The organism is Niallia sp. Marseille-Q9988 (genome assembly GCF_976954375.1).
The window spans coordinates 112,826-131,829 of the sequence record NZ_CDRJSZ010000007.1; the positions used below are offsets into that span (position 1 = coordinate 112,826).

Genomic DNA, 19,004 nt, shown 5'->3' on the forward strand with positions numbered 1-19,004 from the left:
AGTATGTTTTAAACCATACAACCAAAGCAACAGATATTAAATAATAGTAATTACATATGATGATGAATGAAATACTGCTTTTTCTTGTCCCCCTTGCCTACCTACATAGGGATTGGCTAACAAGAGAAAGCAGTTTTTTTCATTTCTCTAATATCAGTAAGACGTTATTTGAGAATGCGGAGAAGAGAGTTTGGAGAGTAACTGTCCCTAAAGGTAACACATGGTTAGATTCACTTTTTTTAGGTCGCTTTCAATTTTCAGTTAATTTTACTTTATTGTTATGTGGAAAATAGTTAAAATAAAAGAAATACATAGATGAAAAGGAGTTTATCCATGCTTTCAACGAATACAGACACCTTACATAAATGGACAGCGTTTTATCAATATTTTTTGGCACATAGTGATCAACAAACTGCGCAAAGATTGAAAGAACTAATTAAAAAAGCAACTAGACAAGAATTTATTGCAACTTTTTGTGGACATTATTCTGCTGGAAAATCAAGCATGATTAATAAACTTGTTGGTACAAAGGTTTTACCAACAAGCCCCATTCCGACAACGGCTAATATTTTTCGCGTGAAGAAAGGAAGCAAACAGTTAAAAGTTTCATATTGCACGAACCAAGCAGATGTTTATAAAGAGGTTCTTGATATAAAAGGCGTTTTACAGGCAACAGAAAGAGTGGATGAAATAAAAGAATTAGAAGTCCAATTGGATACGGAACTCCTTTTAGAGAATGCTATTTTAATGGATACCCCAGGAATTGATAGTACAGATCAAGCCCACCAATTAGCAACGGAATCTAGCATTCATCTTGCAGATATTATTTTCTATGTCGTTGATTATAATCATGTACAGTCCGAAATAAATTTTGATTTTGCGAAACAGCTAGTTGATTCAGGCAAAAAATTTGTGTTAATCGTTAATCAAATGGATAAACATCGAGAAGAAGAAATTTCATTTCAACATTTTAAACAAAGTGTTTCTGACTCCTTTTTGTCATATGGAATTAAGCCAGAAAAAATTTTCTTTACTACCTTAATCGAAACGAATTTTTTCTATCAAGGGTTGAAAGAGTTAAAGTGTTATATTGTTGAAAAAATGAAAGAAAAAGAGTTCATTCTTCCTATTTCAATGGATGAATCCTTTCAAAAGCTATATAAAGATCATCATGCCTTTATCGAAACAAAGTATGCTGAAAGAATCGCTCCTATAGATGAGGAGTTAGCAGGTTTAACGGAGGAAGAATATCATTCATTAGAATCAACCTTAAGTACAATAAAAAAAGAACTTCAAACAATAGATGAGGAAGAAAGCGAAACAGTAGTATCTTTAGAAAACGAGTGGCATTCGATTATTAAAAATGCGTATATTATGCCATTCAATCTTCGTGAATTAGCCAAGTCATATTTGGAAACAGAACAGAAAAATTTTAAAATAGGATTATTTGGCAGCAAAAACAAAACAAAAAAAGAAAGAGAGGAAAGACTACTTGCTTTTTACACAGAGCTCGAAAAGCTTGTTCAAATACAATTAATAACGCCATTATCGCAGTTTTTTGAGAAACACGGTAAGTCAGAGTATTTTCCGAAAATTAAAGGGCTTGCTTCTATTTTACATAGGCATAGGTTAAAAGAGTTAGTAAATAAGGATGCGCAGCTTTCTGAAAACTATGTTCTGGTATATTGTGAGACTGTTGAAAATGATTTGAAACAGTCTTTTAGGAAAGAAATCACGACACTATTTACTCAATGGAAAGAAGAGCGCCAGCGACAATTACATACGGAAAAAGAAGAGCGTAGGAAAGAACAGAAAATCTGGCAAGGATTTGTAGACTGTAAGCTAAAAAAGGAAGAGCTAGAGACTAAATGGCAAGACTGGAGAGAGAACCTAAAGCATCTCTTTGTCACACAATCAGTTGATGAGAGTCTATTGCAAAGATTACTAGATTCAGATAAAGAAGAAATTACTTACCAAACATTATCATCCATAAACGCAAGAGCCGTAGACAAGAAAAGAAATCTGACTGAGGATATTAAACGAGAAGAAAGAAATGAATTTGATACAGATTTACTAATTAAACAATTACGTTTTTTAAGTAATAACCTGCAACAGGTAAAGGGATTTACACATATAGCAAAGAATTTGCTTACTAAAGCCGCCAATATTGAAAATCGAACATATACTATTTGCTTATTTGGTGCTTTTAGTGCAGGGAAGTCTTCCTTTGCCAATGCCTTACTAGATTATCCGATTTTGCCCGTTTCGCCCAATCCAACTACGGCAACAATAAATCGAATTTTGCCAATAGATAAAGACCATCCACATAAAACGGTGATTGTTAAATGGAAAACAGAGTCAGAAATGCTTACAGAGATAAATGACTATTTACAGTTAGTGAAGGAAGAGGCAAGTACATTAGAATCAGCGCAAAATTTGATAAAAAAGCTAGCTGCTAAACCTGTAGAAAGATATGCGAATGAATTTCGCTATCTGCAAGCTTTTGTAAAAGGATATTCTGCCCATCGTGATCAATTGGGCAGCGAGATTAATGTTGGATTAGAAGCGCTTTCGAATTTTGTTGCAGTAGAAGAAACCTCTTGTTTTGTGGCTTCGATAGATGTTTATTTTGATTGTAGTATTACTAGAAAAGGAATTACGCTCGTTGATACGCCAGGGGGAGACTCAATTAACAGCAGACATACGGAGTTAAGCTTTGAATTTATGAAAAAAGCAGATTGTATTTTTTATGTCAGCTACTATAATCACGCATTTTCCAAAGCTGATCGTGCTTTTTTAGTACAGCTTGGAAGATTAAAGGATGCTTTTGAAAAGGATAAAATATTTTTTGTCATTAATGCAATAGATTTAGCGAAGGATGAAGAAGAGCAAGAAGCTGTAGAGGAGTATTTACAAGAGCAACTGCAATTATATGGTATACGTTCTCCACGAATTCTTCCTGTTTCTAGTCTTTATTATAAGCATGAAATTTACGGGAAATGGATGGGAAGAGCAGAGGCTAAAATGTATGAATTTATTGAATATGAATGGCTAGCAATGATGCTCCAATCTGCTAAAAAAGAATATGAAGGGACAATTGAACTTTTAAAGCAGCTAGTTAAATCTGCTTTTGCAAAAAAGGAAGAAGCGGAACAAGAGCTTTCTCGGATGGAGGAAGAAAAACGGAATATACTCTCACAATTTGAAACAATAACGTTTCAAGATAGATTAGCGAAATTTAAAATGGAAGTTGAAGAACAGCTTTTTTATTTAAAGCAAAGAATCATGTTTCGATTACAGGAATTAATAAAGGAAGCCTATCATCCATCCATTTTACGAGGGGATAATAAGAAAAGAGAAATTTCCCTTGCTACTGCTTCCTTTTTAATACAGTTGAATTTTGAATTTGAACAAGAATTGCGGGCAGTAAATGTAAGACTGGACCAAATATTTTATAAACAAAGAAAAGAAGGCTATCAAGAAATTCAGCATTCCATTCAGTCCATTAATGGCGAAATCCGTTTGCAAGAAGAAATGGAAAATGCAATTGATACAAAATTAACTTACCATGCTCCTTTCAAACAACTAGATAATGCGCTTAATAAAATTGGAACAAAATATTACAAAAATCCCAAAAGTTTTTTTGAGAATAATGAACGAAAGAATATGGGAATAGAATTAGAACAATTAGTGGATGAGCACGGGAATATTTTTATTAAGGAGCAAATTCACTCCTTCTTTACTTTTTATAAAGAGTTATTTGAACAGCATTTTGATACACTGCTTGATAATTTACAAGAACAAGTGGGCGAATATTATGATGGGAAAACGGCACTATTAACAGAGCATGAGAATTTAGATAAACTTGAGTGGATTATTAAGGAATCAACAAGATTTTCCGCTATTGATTAATGGTTAACAGGGATAACAAGAGGAGGAATAAAGATGGAAATCGTAAAAAGTGTTGATTGGCTAAAGGAAAATTTTGAACAAGATTCTGTTAGAATTATTGATTGTCGCTTTGATTTAAAAAATCCTGACGCTGGCACCGAATGGTATATAGAAGGTCATATCCCAAATAGCGTTTATTTTCACTTAGATAAAGATCTCTCCAATCCAGTAAGTGAACACGGGGGCAGACATCCATTACCAGCCATAGAAGAATTTGTTTCTAAACTTGAAAATATAGGTGTTGGTAAAGAAACTATCGTCATTGCCTACGATAATGGGGAGGGGGCGTTTTCTGGGAGACTTTGGTGGTTATTAAACTATATCGGACATTCCCATACATATATTTTGGATGGCGGCTATAAAGAATGGGTAAAAAAGGATTTTCCAATTTCAAAGGATGTCCCGACTTTTACAAAGAGTACTTTCTCTCCTGAAATTCAAACACATATGATTGCTACTTATGAGGAAGTGTCAGCACAAGTAAGAGCAAAAGAGGAATATAAGGTACTTATTGATTCCAGAGAACACATACGGTATATAGGAGAGATAGAACCGATTGATAAGAAACGTGGACATATACCTGGAGCAATAAACTTTGTATGGACAGATGGATTAAAAAATGGCTTCTTTTTGTCGACTAATGAGCAAAGAGAAAGGTTTTCCTCATTAGACCCCAGAAATGAATATATTGTTTATTGTGGCTCTGGCATAACTGCTACTCCTAATTATATTTCCTTAAAAATGGCTGGAATAGACAATGTAAAGCTTTATCCTGGAAGTTTCAGTGATTGGATTTCTTATGATGAAAATCCAATTGAGACCTGTTTGTCTAACAAGATAGAAGAATGAAACAAAGCATTCTATTATTAGGTGAGGCAGTAAGTTTAGAGTTTACAAAAGTAGAGGCAAATATAGATGGCATGAGAAGGTAGTACAGTGTAGTTTTGAACTTAGCTTAAAATAAGTGGGTTAGGAACAGGAAACTAATGGGGAATTTTAGTTCTCTGTTTTTTTCTTTAGAAGATAATTATTTTTCAGACTTCGTTTTACAACAAACGTACAATCAGGTTAAATTCCAACTAATAAAAAGGGAGAAGAAAAAGCTACCAGCCAAAACTATTTTAGAATCTGTTATAATAAACGAATGGAAATAAAGGAGAGATGCGATTTGAATAATGACAAACAGACAAACCTGATGCTCGTAGATGGGATGGCGCTATTATTTCGTGCTTTTTTTGCTACAGCTGTTACAGGTCAATATATGGTTAACTCAAAAGGAATTCCAACAAATGCAATTCATGGTTTTGTAAAACATTTTTTTACAGCAATTGAACATTTTAACCCTTCACATGTTGCGGTTTGCTGGGATATGGGAAGTACTACATTTAGAACAGAAATGTACCCTTCCTATAAAGCAAATCGTCAAGACGCCCCTGTTGAATTAATTCCACAATTTGATTTGGTAAAAGAAGTTGTAGAAAGCTTTAATGTTCCAAATATAGGGATAACTGGATTTGAAGCTGACGATTGTATCGGTACAATTGCGAAACAAATGAAAGGTGAAGCAAATGTTACCATCTTAACAGGAGATCAGGATATTCTGCAATTACTGGATGATCATATTTCTGTTGCGTTATTAAAAAAAGGGTATGGTAACTATATGGTTTATACACCAGCAAATTTTCAAGAAGAAAAAGGGATTACTCCAAAGCAAATGATCGATCTAAAGGGATTAATGGGAGATACAAGTGATAACTATCCTGGCGTAAAGGGGATAGGTGAGAAAACTGCCTTAAAGCTTCTCCAAGTTCATCAGAATATAGAAGGGATTTTAGCTAATTTATCGTTGCTTACAAAGGGTCAGCGTACGAAAATTGAAACAGACCTCGAAATGCTCCATTTAAGCAGACAATTAGCAGAGATTAAATGCGACGTTCCAGTAAGTTGCATGCTAGAAGATAGCTATTTAAATATCAATCCAGCTACCGCAATGAAGAAATTTGAGGAATTAGAATTTAAAAGATTTCATCATTATGTAGAAAAGAAAGAAGAGCTCACCTTATTTTAAGAAATGGTTTTTTATATATTACGCAAAATTTGCATTGGTATACGAAACTAGAAGGATAAACGCCTAGATATCTCAGAGACTGAAACAAATATTTTAACAAAAGTTAAACCAACCGATTCAAACGAAATGCTTATTTAAAAGTTTCGTATAATCGTTTGGGTTTTTATTTGTATTTATCATGTTTAACTTCATTAGATGTGGGTAGAGTTGAAAATTCTTTAGAATAAATATACAAAAGGATAGATACTTTTGCCCAATTCATGAAAGAAATCAATCAAGATAAAGACTGAATAATACAAGTTGGCTGGAGCTTTTTTTAAAGCCCCAGCTAAATAGCGAAAATTAATGAAATATCATTATTTTGTATTCTTCTTTTTCGCGGCATTTTCTAATTTGCTTTTTGGAGCTGGCGTTATATCAGCGTCTTGACCGTACCCTTGTGGATTAACCCCGCCAGCAGCTTTTCCTCTATTTGTATGGTTTTTATTACTCATATCAATCACCTCTTAAAGTCATAGTGGAAATAAAAATCAATTTTAGTATGAGCAAATAAGAATAATATCATCCGTAAATAAAGAGACTATTTGAAAGAGGTGATTGATATGAATAAGGGCATATATGTTGCCTTAATAAGCATTGGAATGGCTCAATTTTTAAAAATCCCCATTCATTTTTTTAAAACAAAAAAGTGGGATAAAGGCTTATTTTTTCAAACAGGAGGGATGCCAAGCTCCCACTCAGCAGGTGTTTCTTCTCTAACAACTTTTATTGCATTAAAACGAGGTTTACCAACTATTGATTTTGCGTTATCGCTTATTTTCGGATTAATTGTCATGTATGACGCACAGGGAATTCGAAGACAGACAGGAGAATTAACGTTAAAGGTAAATGATTTAGGAGAGCTAGTAGATAAAATTAATACAGATAAGAATATTGCCTTTAAAGAGCAGCAACCAAAAAAACTAAAGGAAATGCTAGGCCACCAGCCACAAGAGGTATTTGGAGGTGCCTTATTAGGTGTTTGTATAGGTTTCTTAGGACATTTATGTACGAAGAAGAAAAATACCATTATACGCCGTTAACAATTGATAGAGGGGCAAGCCCATTTTGCTTCTCTATCTTTTTTTTGCAAAGTTATCGAAGAAAATAGAAAAATTGTGACAATGGTCATTAAAAATGCAAAATAAGTGTTGAAAAAGCTAGAAATATGTCGTGATATAAAGTAACATGTAGGTAAAAGGATAGAGGGGAATGTACACAAAGTTTGAAAACAGTAGAGGAGTATTTGCTTTTTTTAGATGGGAAAGGCTTTTCCTTCGGTGACGATGCAATAGGTTTTATATATTTTGGCAAAGCATATACAAATGCTACAGATGAGCTTGTAATAACAGCAATTGAATGTACTTTAAAAATACAAAAGAAATTTGATGGCAGCTTTTTTGTTTCTTTGCTTGAGATGTTTATAGACAATGAACTGAAAACAAAAAAAGAAGCAATCAGCTTTATAAAAAGAAATCATTTATTTCCACTTTAATGTATTTACATAGAGTGGTTTTTTGTTTTTTCTAAAGAGGCTGTGACATAAGTATTTCAACCAACAATAAACACGAACTATAATGTGATTAACTTACATTATAGTTCGTGATTTTTTAGATAAAGGTTTAAAAACGAAGTGGAATGGAGCGGAGGACGCTCGACTCCTGCGGGAAATAGAGACGCTTTAGACCCCGCAGCGCAGCGAGGAGGGCACTGAAAAAGTCTAGTTCTCCAAATAAAATGAGGTTTTATTTATTTGAAAGCGAATAATAAGTTGGTTTGGAGAGGTGTCCGCTCGACTCCTACGGGAGATGCGAGAAAGTCCGAGACCCTGCAGGAGCGTGAGCTGTGAAGCGGCTCGGCGCTCGCCCCGGTGAGTCGTGCGGTAAGCCTCGGAAAACAAAAGCCTACACTATGTTAGAATGGTTTGGTAACTACCGATTCACCAGGTAATTCACTTTTTCAGTGGCCACGCAGCGAGGAGGCTCAGCTTCCTCCCCGGCGCATCGTGCGTCTGTAGCGCAATGGAACGACTTAATTTTTACACTTAACTAGATTTAAAAACATAGATAACGTAGCTTTATTTAAGAGCTGAATTGAAGATTGTTCGTCTTTAAAGATTAGTTATTTAGTTTTGTCCCAGCCTCTTCATTAATGTGGAGAGGTACAGTAAATCTAAGGACATGATTTAATTATTTCTCAATAAAGCTACCCCGTTTAAATGCTGCAAGCAGTGTTTTCCTCGGTAATTCGGAAAAAACCATTCCTAATAAAATCAGCATACAACCAATCGTAGCACTAGCTGTTAACTGTTCATTATTAAATAGGTATGCAGTCATTGCTGCAAATACTGGTTCGGTTGCAAAAATCAACGCAACCCTAGTAGAATTGGTATATTTTTGTAAGCTTGTTTGGATTATAAATGCAACAGCAGTAGCAAGGATAGCAGTTATGAGTAAAGCAATTATTACTTCTTTGTGAAAAAGGATATTCACTTTAAAATTAGCTTTTGGATTTTCAAATAAAAAGCTACCAATAAACCCAAGAATTGAAACTGTCAAAAGTTGCATAATTGTTAATAATAATGTGGGATATTGTTTGCTATATTTTCCTGTTAAGATGATTTGCAATGCAAAGCCTATCGCACAAATAAATACAAAAAAGTCACCAATATTAAAAGAAAATACATTGCTTATCGTTAGGAGATAGAGGCCAATTGTTGCAATAATAACACCAATAATATGGTTGATCAATAAAGCTTGTTTCATAAAAAGATACATAAATAAAGGAACAAGCACAACACTTAGTCCAGTTATAAAACCTGCTTTCGAGCTAGTAGTATAGACAAGCCCAATTGTTTGAAAAGCATAGCCGATAAATAAACAAATACCTAAAATAATTCCGGCTTTTAAACAATGTATATTTATTTGCTTCAGTTGGGAAGGCTTAAATAGAAGTAACCATAGAAATAAAAAAAGAGCAGCTAGGAAAAAGCGAATCCCATTAAAGATAAGTGGTTGTAAAAAAGCTATTGCATTTTGAACGATTACAAAGGTCGAACCCCATATTAGAGCAACAAATAAAAGGGATAAATCTGCAAATCTTTGGGAAGTAAGTATTTTCAACGGATGATTCCTTTCCTTAATTATTTTTTCTAATGGCAAGTCTTGCTAATTCATCGGCTGTTTTATTATCATTACTTGGAATCCATTTAATAAAAAATAAATCCAATTCTCTTATAAGCTTTAAGGCTTGATCAAGGAGAGGAGCATATTTTTTATTTTTAGCGAATTCCTTTTCAACAGCTCGACTTACTAATTCAGAATCTGTAAGAAAGCTCACTGTGCGATAGTTTTGATTAATGCAGATTTCTAAAGCTTTAATGAGTGCATAATATTCTGCTTCATGATTACTCATTAACCCAAGTGGGAAGGAGTATCTTTCTGCAGAACCATGCCCTTTTATAAAAATGCCAGCGCCACTAGGACCAGGATTTCCAGCACTGGCGCCATCAATATAAACTTCAATCATTTTGATACCTCCTGAAATTTTGATATGATTAATCAATGACTGTACTAGTTATTTTACATTTAGTTTTCATACAAAACGTAATAGCTGTATATATATCATTAAATATGTAACCTAGTTAATAAATAGTAGATAGGCTCCTATTGATGAATTGAAAAATGATATAATGACAAGCAAGGGTTACTGTAAAAAGTACAATGTATAAATGAAACGATGTAAAATATTATAAATGAAAAAAAGTTGTGATGGTAATGTTTTTTATAATTTCTTTAGGAGTAGCTTTTTATCCAACTACTAAGCAATAAGACCTCGAAGCTTCGAAAGTTACTTTACTTATAGAAAGGTTGTACCGTTATGAAATACAAATTGGAATATACATTTCAGATGAAGAAAAAGAAGGAAAGTATTCATTTTACTTCTGATTGGATTCAATCAGCTCTTGCTCTTGAAATGGGGGAAGAACTGGAGAAACGAAATGATACAAAGGATCTAATTTTTTATGATGAAAAAGGAACAAGCTGGACATTAAAGGAATTACGAAAATTGAATGAAGAAATGGAAGAGGAGCCACATGATTTTACGGTATATTTTGATGGCGGCTACCACAAGGAAACAAAAACAGCAGGAATCGGTGTTGTTCTTTTCTTTCAGCAGGGCAAAAAGAAATTTAGAGTTCGGGCAAATGAACTATTTCATGATATTCTTTCTAATAATGAAGCAGAATACGCAGCTCTATTTCACGCTTTAAATCTTTTGGAGGAACTAGAGGTAAGGGATGTTACTTGTGAAGTAAAAGGGGATTCACAAGTAGTATTGAAGCAATTAGAAGGCGAATGGCCATGCTATGAAGAGGACTTAAATAGATGGCTTGATCGAATTGAAGCTAAAATAAAAAAATTACATTTAAATATGATATATACTTCTATTGGAAGAAATGAAAATAAAGAAGCGGATAAGCTTGCAACGCAAAGCCTAGAAGGAAAGCGTATCTATAGTAAAATGCAATTGATTTAATGATCGTTATAAATAAAGGAGGGGTGGAGCTTGGAACGAAAGAAACTGATTGAAGAAGCAGATGAGTTAATGAAAGATTATTGCAAAGATTGTTTTTTATATCGACAAAATAAATTAGAGTTAGGAAAAAGAGGAGCTCACCGCTTCTGTATTTCGCAGTGTACGGTGGGATATAAGCTAAAGGAATACGGGGAAAAGTTATCTGGTGCGAAGTAGGGGGGAACATACTTCCACCTTTTTCTCTTATATTAAGATTCGAAAAGAACTAGTTGTATTAATAAGGGCAAAAATAAAGGGGACTTCTCAAGAAGAAAACTTCTAGAAAAATCCCCTGACTACTATTATTAATATATTTGTTTATTAATTATAGTTTAACAACATTAGCAGCTTGAGGTCCGCGGTTTCCTTCAACGATTTCGAAAGAAACTTCTTGTCCTTCTTCTAATGACTTGAAACCTTCGCCTTGAATAGCAGTGAAATGTACGAATACATCGTCTCCACCTTCAACTTCGATAAATCCAAATCCTTTTTCGTTATTGAACCATTTTACTTTACCGTTTTGCATATTAAATTTCCTCCTAAGCCTTTCAAGACACATGATTGGTGCCTATAAAATAAATATTTTCATAGAACAAAATAATAATAGAAAATAATTATTCTGAATTTTGTTAAATGATGTCTATAATATACACGATAACCTATATGTAGTCAAGGTTTCTAAGCGTTTTTTCTGAAAACTTCACCGAAATTTTGAAAAGGCTTACTTGGTTAAAATTAGATAGAAAACGGATACAATAAACCAAAAATACTATTAATAATTTCTTCAAGTGTGAAGTCTTTCCTTTTTCATCAATTTATATCATTTCTTGACTTTGATAAAATATTTCATAAATATTCATTTTCAACATATGATGAAGTAGCAGTTTTGTTTTTAAAGGAAATAGAATAAGAAGGTGGCTATAATGTATCGATTTTCGATTGAAAATGAAAATTGGATTTTGCGATTTACACCGAATACTGTATTAGAGGATGGCAGCAAGGAGGCAGTTGTAAAAAGCATTCTTCAATTAGGGAATGTGTTACCCACTTTTTCACATGGGGAGTCCTTTGTCATTATGGTTAAAAAAATCGGCTTAATCGTATTCAATGTAGAAAAGATCCCATCTCTTATTTTAACTGTATCGAATATTATTGAAAAAGAAAATTGGTATATCCAAACAGACAGTAAGATAAAAAAGTATTTTATGTGAACTAGCTAACCAGCTAGTTTTTTATTATATCATGTGATTGAAGGTAACTTTTGATATAACAGACTTGATTCCGCTTTCATTTCTTAACGTGGAAAATCGAATACGAGTGGGATTTTCTATGAATTTTTTCTTGCAAAAATTTCCTATGAAAAAATAATTCTCGAACTTATTGAATTATAGGGGAAAATGTGTTTTTATTAACATGATTACAATAATTAAGCCAAGTTTATTTTTGGATAAAATAAACGAATGTCATTAGGTAAAAAACTATAAATAAAAAGGGAAGATTTATTAAAATGATTGAAACGATTGTAAAGAGCAGTCAAAGTCCGTATTATGAAATATCCAGAGAAAATCAGATGATACTTAGCCCGTTTGAAGGAACTGTAAATGAAATTCTAATGAAAGAAAAAGCTTATTTTTATGAGTGGGAAACGATTTTAACTATTAGAACTTTAGCAGGGGAAATAAAAGATGTAAGTGTTCCTTTTAGTGGATCTGTTGTGGAATTATTAGTAAAGCCTGGTGATAAAATTGCCATAAATACGAGGCTAGCTTCTTTACAGGATGATTTACTAGTTACTGGTTGTGATTAATGATGCAAATGCAAAGAGCTTTGCAAAAATTAAAAAAGTATAAAATTGGTTATCGTACATTTAAAACAGCAGTGGCAGTTAGCATAGGTATATCTATTGCTCAGTTTTTCCACTTAGATTTCTATGTATCTTCTGCGATAATAACAATCCTGTGTGTACAAAATTCCAAAAAGAAATCACTTCATAGTGCCTTATCGCGTTTTATTGCATGTATGCTTGCTATTCCATTTTCGTATATTTTCTTTGAGGGAATTGCTTTTGAGCCCTATATTATTGGGCTGTTACTATTATTATTTATCCCAACAACGGTTTTATTAAAGGTAAATGAAGGTGTAGTAACAAGTACGGTTATTATTCTTCATATTTATTCTACCAATCAAATGTCGTGGCAGGTTGTATTTAATGAGTTAGGCTTAATTATAATTGGAATTGGTGCAGCATTACTTGTTAATAGTTATATGCCAAGTCTCGATAAAGAAATGAAAGTACATCAAAAAGATATCGAGCAATACTTTAAAGCTCTTTTGATGGATATGGTTGTGTATCTTCGCACAAAGGAAATGAAAGAAGATTTTGCATTAAAGTTAAAACAAGCATCTGATGAAGTGCAATTTGCTAAATCCGTTGCATATCGTGATGTCGAAAATCATTTTTCTAGAAAAGAAAATTATTATTATAAATATTTTACGATTAGAGAAAAGCAACTAGAAATCATTTCTAGGCTATTTGATCGGATTATAACTGTCGAAACGCTTGATAATCAAAGAGAGCTTGTAGCTGACTTTTTAGAAGAACTGAGTTTATGTGTCCATTCAGGTAATACAGCTGTACTGTTTTTAAGTAAGCTTCAGCGACTAGAGGAAATGATTAAACACGATAAACTACCGAATGATTGGCGTTCTTTTGAGGAACAAGCACATGTCTTTTTTGTCATAAAAGAATTAGAACAGTATTTACAAATAAAAAAATCTTTAAAGGTAGCCTATTAACATTATGCTCCTTCTTAAACTTTATAATGGACGGGGACTCTAATACAGTTATGGTCTCCGTCTAATTAATTTAGTATAGCATGGAAAAAAAACAATAATGAGCGTAATTTGATAGCTCAACATTCCCCCACACCATTATCTTCTTTTTAATTCTCTTCGTTGTAAAAGGTAAGAAAAATGAACATATATAATGAAGTCAATAAAAACCTCTAACTTACTCCATTTGCATTTTTATAAATTTACCCCTTTCTATACATTTCTCTTTTTTGCGATTATAATGTTATCTTGTATAAAAAATATTAATGAATGTAAGAAATGAAAAAAGGTGATATAGATGAAATTAATATTGGCGGAAAAACCATCTGTATCTAAAAATATTGCAGATGCATTAAAAATAAAAAATAGACAAGATGGCTATTTTGAAGGAAATGGCTATATTGTTACATGGGCATTCGGACATTTATTGCAATTAAATGATGCAAAAGATTATGATGAAAAAATGGCTACGTGGAAACTAGAAAACTTTCCTTTTATCCCAAGTAAGTTTCAATATAAAGTGAAGTCAGATTCTAAAAATAAAGATAAGCCAGATCGTGGCGCCGAAAAACAGCTTAAAATCATCCACAGACTGATGAAAAGATCAGATGTAGATACAATTATTTCTGCATGTGACTATGATCGAGAAGGACAGCTTATTGGGGATAGTATTATTTATAATTTAAGAACCGAAAAGGAAGTTTATCGTTTATTATTGAATGAATGGACGCCTAAAGAAGTATTAAATGGATTAGAAAATCTTCGTTCCAACAAAGAACTGCGTCCCTTACAAGATGCAGGTGTTAGCAGACAATGGGCAGATTGGCTAATCGGGATTAACTTAACATCTGTTGCCACTTTAAAATATCAAAAGGGCAAAGGGAAGGCTTTAAATATCGGAAGAGTCTTACTACCTACGCTTAAGATCATTTATGATCGTGATAAAGAAATTGAAACCTTTGTTCCAGAAAATTATTATAAACTACAAGCAACCTTTTTAACGGAAAACGGAAGCAGTTATTTAGGTGCCTATATAGAAAATAGGGAAGAAAAGTTTAAGTCGGAACAATATTTAAAAGAGTTAGAGGAACAGATTAACGGGAAAACCGCAATTATAGCAGATAAAAAGGTGCAGAAGAAAAAGGAATATCCACCGTTTTTATTTAATCTTTCTAATCTTCAAGGCTATATAACTAGTAAATATAAAGGTTGGACAGCAGATAAAGTATTGAAGGTAGCACAAAGTCTGTATGAAAAAAAATATATAACGTATCCGAGAACAGCAAGCATTGCTTTAGAAGAAAGCCTTATTTCGAAAACGGAAAAAGTAGTAAATCTTCTTGCGGCAGATTTACCATTTAAAGAGGAAGTTAAATTTTTTTCATCCAAACGAATTTTCGATAATAAAAAAGTAGAGAGTCATAGTGCAATTATTCCTACGTATGTATTGCCTAAACGATTAAGCCAAGAGGAACAACAAGTATATGAGGCGATAAAAAATCGTTTATTAATGCAGTTTATGCCAGTTGCTGAGGTAGAAGAGACAAAAATCATTACAAGTATAAATCTTCTAGAACTTAAAGGTAGCTTTATAACGAAAGGTAAGGTTCAATTAGTAGAAGGCTGGAAAAAGATAGAGAAAATTCAATCGAAAGATGTTATGCTTCCAATGGTACAAGTAGGAGAAGAGGTTTTCACTAGCGATGCAGTAACAACAACTCATACTACCCAGCCTCCAAAAGAGCATACGGAAAAGACATTACTAAGGCTGATGGAAACATGCGGAAAAAATTTTGATGCGGAAAATGAAGAAGATGTTTTAACCATCTTAAGTGGTTTTAGTATAGGAACGCCAGCAACACGTGCAGAAACAATAAAGAAGCTTAAGGATATAGGGTATATTGAGGCAAAAAATAAGAACTTAGTCTGCACTGATTTAGGAAGAAGAATAGTTGATACATTCCCAATTAAAGATCTATTTAATTTAGATTTTACTGGGAAACTAGAAAAAGATCTATATGATATGGAAAAAGGGCAATTTAGCAAAAAGCAATTTTTGCAAATGATCAGTAACTTCACATCAAGCGCAGTGGAAACGATAAAAAACGAAGCAGATGTCATTATTCAAGAAGTAACAGATGCTAAACAAACGACAGAAGTGTTGGGGAAATGTCCTGTTTGTGGACATTCTGTAGTGGAAGGAAAAAAAGGATTTGGCTGCAGTAATTGGAAGAATGGTTGTAAATTCGTCATTTGGAAGAATGATAAATTTCTTGCAACTATGAAGAAAAAACCGACGAAAACAATGGTTAAACATTTACTGAAAAATGGTAAAGCTCCTGTTAAAGGTTTAGTGAGTAAAAAAGGGAATAAATTTGATGCAATGATGAAATATGAGAAGAATCAAGATAATGAATATTTTAGTTGGAAAATGGAATTCCCAGAATAGATTTTCCTCGAATTATCTCAGTAATACTATAGGTGAATAAAGCAATTTTTATCCTATTAGTGGAAGCAAGACAGCTATATAAAAAAATCTAACGTTTGAAAGAATCTTGTTTCCCCTTTTTTTTTATAGTAAAATGCTAAAGAAATGTTCTTTTAATCCATGCCTTTTTTAAAGGCTATTTCTTTCCACTAAAATTGCTTTATATTTGTTCGATAAAAGTTTTTGATATTCAAATAGTGGGAGTCCTTTTTTAATGGGCAGTACATACATAGATAAAAACGCAAACAAATATTTTCGAATAGAATAGAAAAAGGAGAAATCCTGGTAAAGGAGGGGTTGAATTGCCGACACCTAGTATGGAAGACTATATTGAACGCATTTACAACCTAATTGAAGATAAAGGATATGCAAGAGTATCAGATATTGCGGAAGGCTTATCTGTACATCCCTCCTCTGTGACAAAAATGGTTCAGAAATTGGATAAGGATGAATATCTTGTTTATGAAAAATATAGAGGCTTGGTTTTAACACCAAAAGGAAAAAAAATCGGTAAACGCTTAGTATACAGACATGAACTCTTAGAACAATTACTTAGAATTATCGGAGTAAAAGAAGAGAATATTTATGAAGATGTGGAAGGAATAGAGCATCATTTAAGCTGGGATTCTATTGATCGAATTGGTGATTTAGTTCAATTTTTTGAGGAAAATCCAGAGTATACGAAAGTATTAAAAATAATTCAGCAAAAAAATGATTCGCTAGAATAAAGAAAGGGTAATTCTCTCTAGGTATATGCTAAAGCAGCATGATGCCGACAGAGAATTGCCCTTATTTTTTTTGAAAGCAGTTAAAAGATAGATGGATAATTGTCAAAGCTATCTATAATGGAAAAAGATAAATCCTCTTCCTCTTGTACATTTTCAGTGATTTCTACCCCCTCTATAACACCTGTTTCAATATCCATCAATGCTTTACGATAAGAAATAACTCTTCCGTTTGAAGTTTTAAAACTAATAATGTCTCCCATATAATTTCTTTCAACAGCGATAATTTTTTCCATTCTACTTTGCTCCTTCCTAGTAAATAGATAAATCTTATCCTTCTACTAAACAATAGTATTTACAAATGTAAGGGGAATTATCATACTCTATTTTACATTTACAGTAGTAAATATATTTATTTCTACCCTATTTATATATTTTCATGCAACTTACTAGATGATATCCTTAAATTAACAATTTATTGAAGAGGTGAGAGCATGGGAAGATATGAATTAGAAGAATTCTTGGCAAAGACAGAGCAAAAAGATAAGAATGAGGGAGTTTTTGAGTTAGAAACAGAAAGAATGCTTGAAATAAATTTAGCGAGTCAAATATGGGCGAAAGCTGGAAGTATGGTGTCATATCGTGGAAATATTCGATTTACACGGGAAGGGATTTTGGAGCATGGTATAGGAAAGATGTTTAAGAAAGCACTTACAGGAGAAGGCGCTTCATTAATGAAAGCAGAAGGGAGTGGGAAGCTATATTTAGCAGACCAAGGAAAGAAAATTTCTATTTTGCATTTAAATGGAGATTCCATTTTTGTAAACGGTAATGATCTTCTCGCTTTTGAACCAACAATCAAATGGGATATCAAGCTAATGAGAAGAATTGCAGGCATGCTTTCTGGTGGTTTATTTAATATAAATCTAACTGGAAGAGGAATGGTTGCGATAACATCTCATTACGAACCACTTACGCTACGAGTTACTCCACATAACCCTGTTTTTACAGATCCGAATGCTACTGTTGCATGGTCTGGAAACTTGCAGCCAGAGTTTGTAACAGATATTTCGCTTAAAACCTTTTTCGGAAGAGGAAGTGGAGAATCGATACAGATGAAATTTGCAGGAGAGGGATTTGTCGTTATTCAACCATATGAAGAAGTTTATTTTACAAGTGGTAGCAATAATAATGGCTAAATTGGTTGGGAATGGCATAATAGCGAGGGGGTTCGCGGGTCAATCGACTTCTACCCTCGCTTTTTTTGTATCTTCTTAAGCTAGCTCTCTATTTTATTTCCATTCGTAAGGTGTTTCTTGGTAGACATAATAGTTCAGCCAATTAGAAAACAATAAATGGGCATGTGAGCGCCAACTATTTAAGGGCTGCACACTCGGATCGTTATTTGGAAAATAATGCAGCGGAAGATGGATGTTTAATCCTTTTTCTTTATCCCTTTTATACTCCTCTGCTAATGTAACAGAATCATATTCTAAGTGGCCAGTCACCATAATTTGTTTGCCACTATTTGCGCTAACGATAAAAGCTCCAGCGTCTTCTGAGGCAGATAATAGCTCTAAATCAGGATGTTCTTTAATTTCTTGTATCGATACATTTGTATGTCTTGAATGAGGGGCTAAAAAGCTATCATCAAAGCCGCGCATTAGCTTATCAGATGGATTTAAAACATAGTGAGAATAAATTCCATAACATTTTTGATCTAATTTATATTTATTTATTCCAAAATGGTGATAAAGAGCTGCTTGGGCTCCCCAACAAATATGGAGAGTAGAAGTAACATTAGTCTTTGACCATTCCATAATTTTCGTTAATTCTTCCCAATAATCGACTTCTTCAAAACTCATTAATTCTACAGGAGCTCCTGTGATAATCATACCATCGTATCTATTTGTTTTTATTGCCTCAAAGTTTCGATAAAATTGTTCAAGATGATATGGACTCGTATTTTTTGATTCATAGGAAGCTGTTCTTAAAAAGGAAATATTTACTTGTAAAGGCGTATTTCCGAGCAAGCGCAATATTTGAACCTCTGTTTTTTCTTTTTCAGGCATTAAGTTTAATATTAATATGTTTAATGGGCGAATATCCTGTGCTTTTGCCCGACCTTCATCCATAATAAATATATTTTCATCTTCTAGTATTTCTCGTGCTGGCAAAAGATGAGGGATTTTTATTGGCATATAGGTATGTCTCCTCCTAATAATCATCTTATTTTGTATTTCCATAGTAGAAATAGTAGTGTTACATAAAATGTTTGGTGTTTATATATGTTTGACGGTAGGAACTTTCTATAACCGATAAC

Annotated in this window: 19 protein-coding genes; 13 read left to right on the top strand and 6 right to left on the bottom strand. The window is 33.2% G+C overall.

Annotated features, from left to right (window positions below):
• Nucleotides 1–333 precede the first annotated feature (333 nt).
• From ACWNMZ_RS14140 to ACWNMZ_RS14150, 3 genes are all read left to right on the top strand, one after another.
• Nucleotides 334–3,912 (top strand): dynamin family protein, encoded by a 3,579-nt coding sequence (locus tag ACWNMZ_RS14140; protein ID WP_031538096.1) that lies wholly within the window; start codon nt 334–336, stop codon nt 3,910–3,912.
• A 39-nt stretch (nt 3,913–3,951) separates the two neighbouring features.
• Complete coding sequence (locus ACWNMZ_RS14145; protein ID WP_031538095.1) at nt 3,952–4,800, top strand: sulfurtransferase; 849 nt, start codon at nt 3,952–3,954, stop codon at nt 4,798–4,800.
• A gap of 346 nt (nt 4,801–5,146) precedes the next feature.
• A complete protein-coding gene (locus tag ACWNMZ_RS14150) occupies nt 5,147–6,019 on the top strand; it encodes a 5'-3' exonuclease (RefSeq protein ID WP_031538094.1) in 873 nt (290 codons plus the stop codon).
• A gap of 356 nt (nt 6,020–6,375) precedes the next feature.
• Here ACWNMZ_RS14150 and sspL read toward each other — a convergent pair whose 3' ends face one another.
• Nucleotides 6,376–6,513, bottom strand: a complete 138-nt coding sequence (sspL, locus tag ACWNMZ_RS14155; protein WP_031538093.1) for a small, acid-soluble spore protein L — start codon at nt 6,511–6,513, stop codon at nt 6,376–6,378.
• Between the two features lie 108 nt (nt 6,514–6,621).
• Here sspL and ACWNMZ_RS14160 point away from each other — a divergent pair, with 108 nt between their 5' ends.
• Together ACWNMZ_RS14160 and ACWNMZ_RS14165 are read left to right on the top strand one after the other, a co-directional pair.
• Nucleotides 6,622–7,101: a divergent PAP2 family protein gene (locus ACWNMZ_RS14160; protein WP_031538092.1), complete on the top strand. Its 480-nt coding sequence runs from the start codon at nt 6,622–6,624 to the stop codon at nt 7,099–7,101.
• 182 nt (nt 7,102–7,283) lie between these two features.
• A complete protein-coding gene (locus ACWNMZ_RS14165; RefSeq protein ID WP_031538091.1) occupies nt 7,284–7,553 on the top strand; it encodes a DUF6123 family protein in 270 nt (89 codons plus the stop codon).
• Between the two features lie 694 nt (nt 7,554–8,247).
• On the opposite strand, the gene ACWNMZ_RS14170 is transcribed toward ACWNMZ_RS14165, so the two are convergent.
• Both ACWNMZ_RS14170 and ACWNMZ_RS14175 read right to left on the bottom strand, forming a co-directional pair.
• Nucleotides 8,248–9,180, bottom strand: coding sequence for a DMT family transporter (locus tag ACWNMZ_RS14170; RefSeq protein ID WP_031538179.1), 933 nt, complete (start codon nt 9,178–9,180; stop codon nt 8,248–8,250).
• Between the two features lie 16 nt (nt 9,181–9,196).
• A complete protein-coding gene (locus tag ACWNMZ_RS14175) occupies nt 9,197–9,586 on the bottom strand; it encodes a reverse transcriptase-like protein (RefSeq protein ID WP_031538178.1) in 390 nt (129 codons plus the stop codon).
• Nucleotides 9,587–9,937: 351 nt separating this feature from the next.
• Between ACWNMZ_RS14175 and ACWNMZ_RS14180 the strand changes: the two genes are divergently transcribed.
• Nucleotides 9,938–10,597 (top strand): reverse transcriptase-like protein, encoded by a 660-nt coding sequence (locus ACWNMZ_RS14180; RefSeq protein ID WP_031538177.1) that lies wholly within the window; start codon nt 9,938–9,940, stop codon nt 10,595–10,597.
• A gap of 30 nt (nt 10,598–10,627) precedes the next feature.
• Complete coding sequence (locus ACWNMZ_RS14185; RefSeq protein ID WP_031538176.1) at nt 10,628–10,813, top strand: zinc-finger domain-containing protein; 186 nt, start codon at nt 10,628–10,630, stop codon at nt 10,811–10,813.
• Between the two features lie 148 nt (nt 10,814–10,961).
• Here ACWNMZ_RS14185 and cspD read toward each other — a convergent pair whose 3' ends face one another.
• Nucleotides 10,962–11,162, bottom strand: coding sequence for a cold-shock protein CspD (gene cspD, locus ACWNMZ_RS14190; protein WP_009332654.1), 201 nt, complete (start codon nt 11,160–11,162; stop codon nt 10,962–10,964).
• A gap of 397 nt (nt 11,163–11,559) precedes the next feature.
• On the opposite strand from cspD, the gene ACWNMZ_RS14195 reads away from it, so the two are divergent.
• The 5 genes from ACWNMZ_RS14195 to mntR all read left to right on the top strand — a co-directional run bounded on the left by ACWNMZ_RS14195 (nt 11,560) and on the right by mntR (nt 16,684).
• Nucleotides 11,560–11,847, top strand: coding sequence for a hypothetical protein (locus ACWNMZ_RS14195; RefSeq protein ID WP_031538175.1), 288 nt, complete (start codon nt 11,560–11,562; stop codon nt 11,845–11,847).
• Between the two features lie 296 nt (nt 11,848–12,143).
• Nucleotides 12,144–12,443, top strand: a complete 300-nt coding sequence (locus tag ACWNMZ_RS14200; RefSeq protein ID WP_048716859.1) for a hypothetical protein — start codon at nt 12,144–12,146, stop codon at nt 12,441–12,443.
• Nucleotides 12,443–13,432 (top strand): aromatic acid exporter family protein, encoded by a 990-nt coding sequence (locus ACWNMZ_RS14205; protein WP_231512564.1) that lies wholly within the window; start codon nt 12,443–12,445, stop codon nt 13,430–13,432. Before ACWNMZ_RS14200 ends, ACWNMZ_RS14205 begins: the two co-directional genes overlap by 1 nt.
• A 334-nt stretch (nt 13,433–13,766) precedes the next feature.
• The gene (locus ACWNMZ_RS14210) at nt 13,767–15,917 is read left to right on the top strand and encodes a type IA DNA topoisomerase (RefSeq protein WP_031538172.1); all 2,151 of its coding nucleotides are present in this window, start codon (nt 13,767–13,769) and stop codon (nt 15,915–15,917) included.
• 341 nt (nt 15,918–16,258) lie between these two features.
• The gene (mntR, locus tag ACWNMZ_RS14215) at nt 16,259–16,684 is read left to right on the top strand and encodes a transcriptional regulator MntR (RefSeq protein ID WP_031538171.1); all 426 of its coding nucleotides are present in this window, start codon (nt 16,259–16,261) and stop codon (nt 16,682–16,684) included.
• Nucleotides 16,685–16,764: 80 nt separating this feature from the next.
• Here mntR and ACWNMZ_RS14220 read toward each other — a convergent pair whose 3' ends face one another.
• Nucleotides 16,765–16,977, bottom strand: coding sequence for a DUF3892 domain-containing protein (locus ACWNMZ_RS14220; protein WP_031538170.1), 213 nt, complete (start codon nt 16,975–16,977; stop codon nt 16,765–16,767).
• A 198-nt stretch (nt 16,978–17,175) separates the two neighbouring features.
• Between ACWNMZ_RS14220 and ACWNMZ_RS14225 the strand changes: the two genes are divergently transcribed.
• Nucleotides 17,176–17,880 carry an AIM24 family protein gene (locus ACWNMZ_RS14225; RefSeq protein ID WP_031538169.1) on the top strand — a complete coding sequence of 235 codons (705 nt, stop codon included), beginning with the start codon at nt 17,176–17,178 and terminating at the stop codon, nt 17,878–17,880.
• 93 nt (nt 17,881–17,973) lie between these two features.
• Here ACWNMZ_RS14225 and metA read toward each other — a convergent pair whose 3' ends face one another.
• A complete protein-coding gene (gene metA, locus ACWNMZ_RS14230) occupies nt 17,974–18,882 on the bottom strand; it encodes a homoserine O-acetyltransferase MetA (RefSeq protein WP_031538167.1) in 909 nt (302 codons plus the stop codon).
• Between the last annotated feature and the right edge of the window lie 122 nt (nt 18,883–19,004).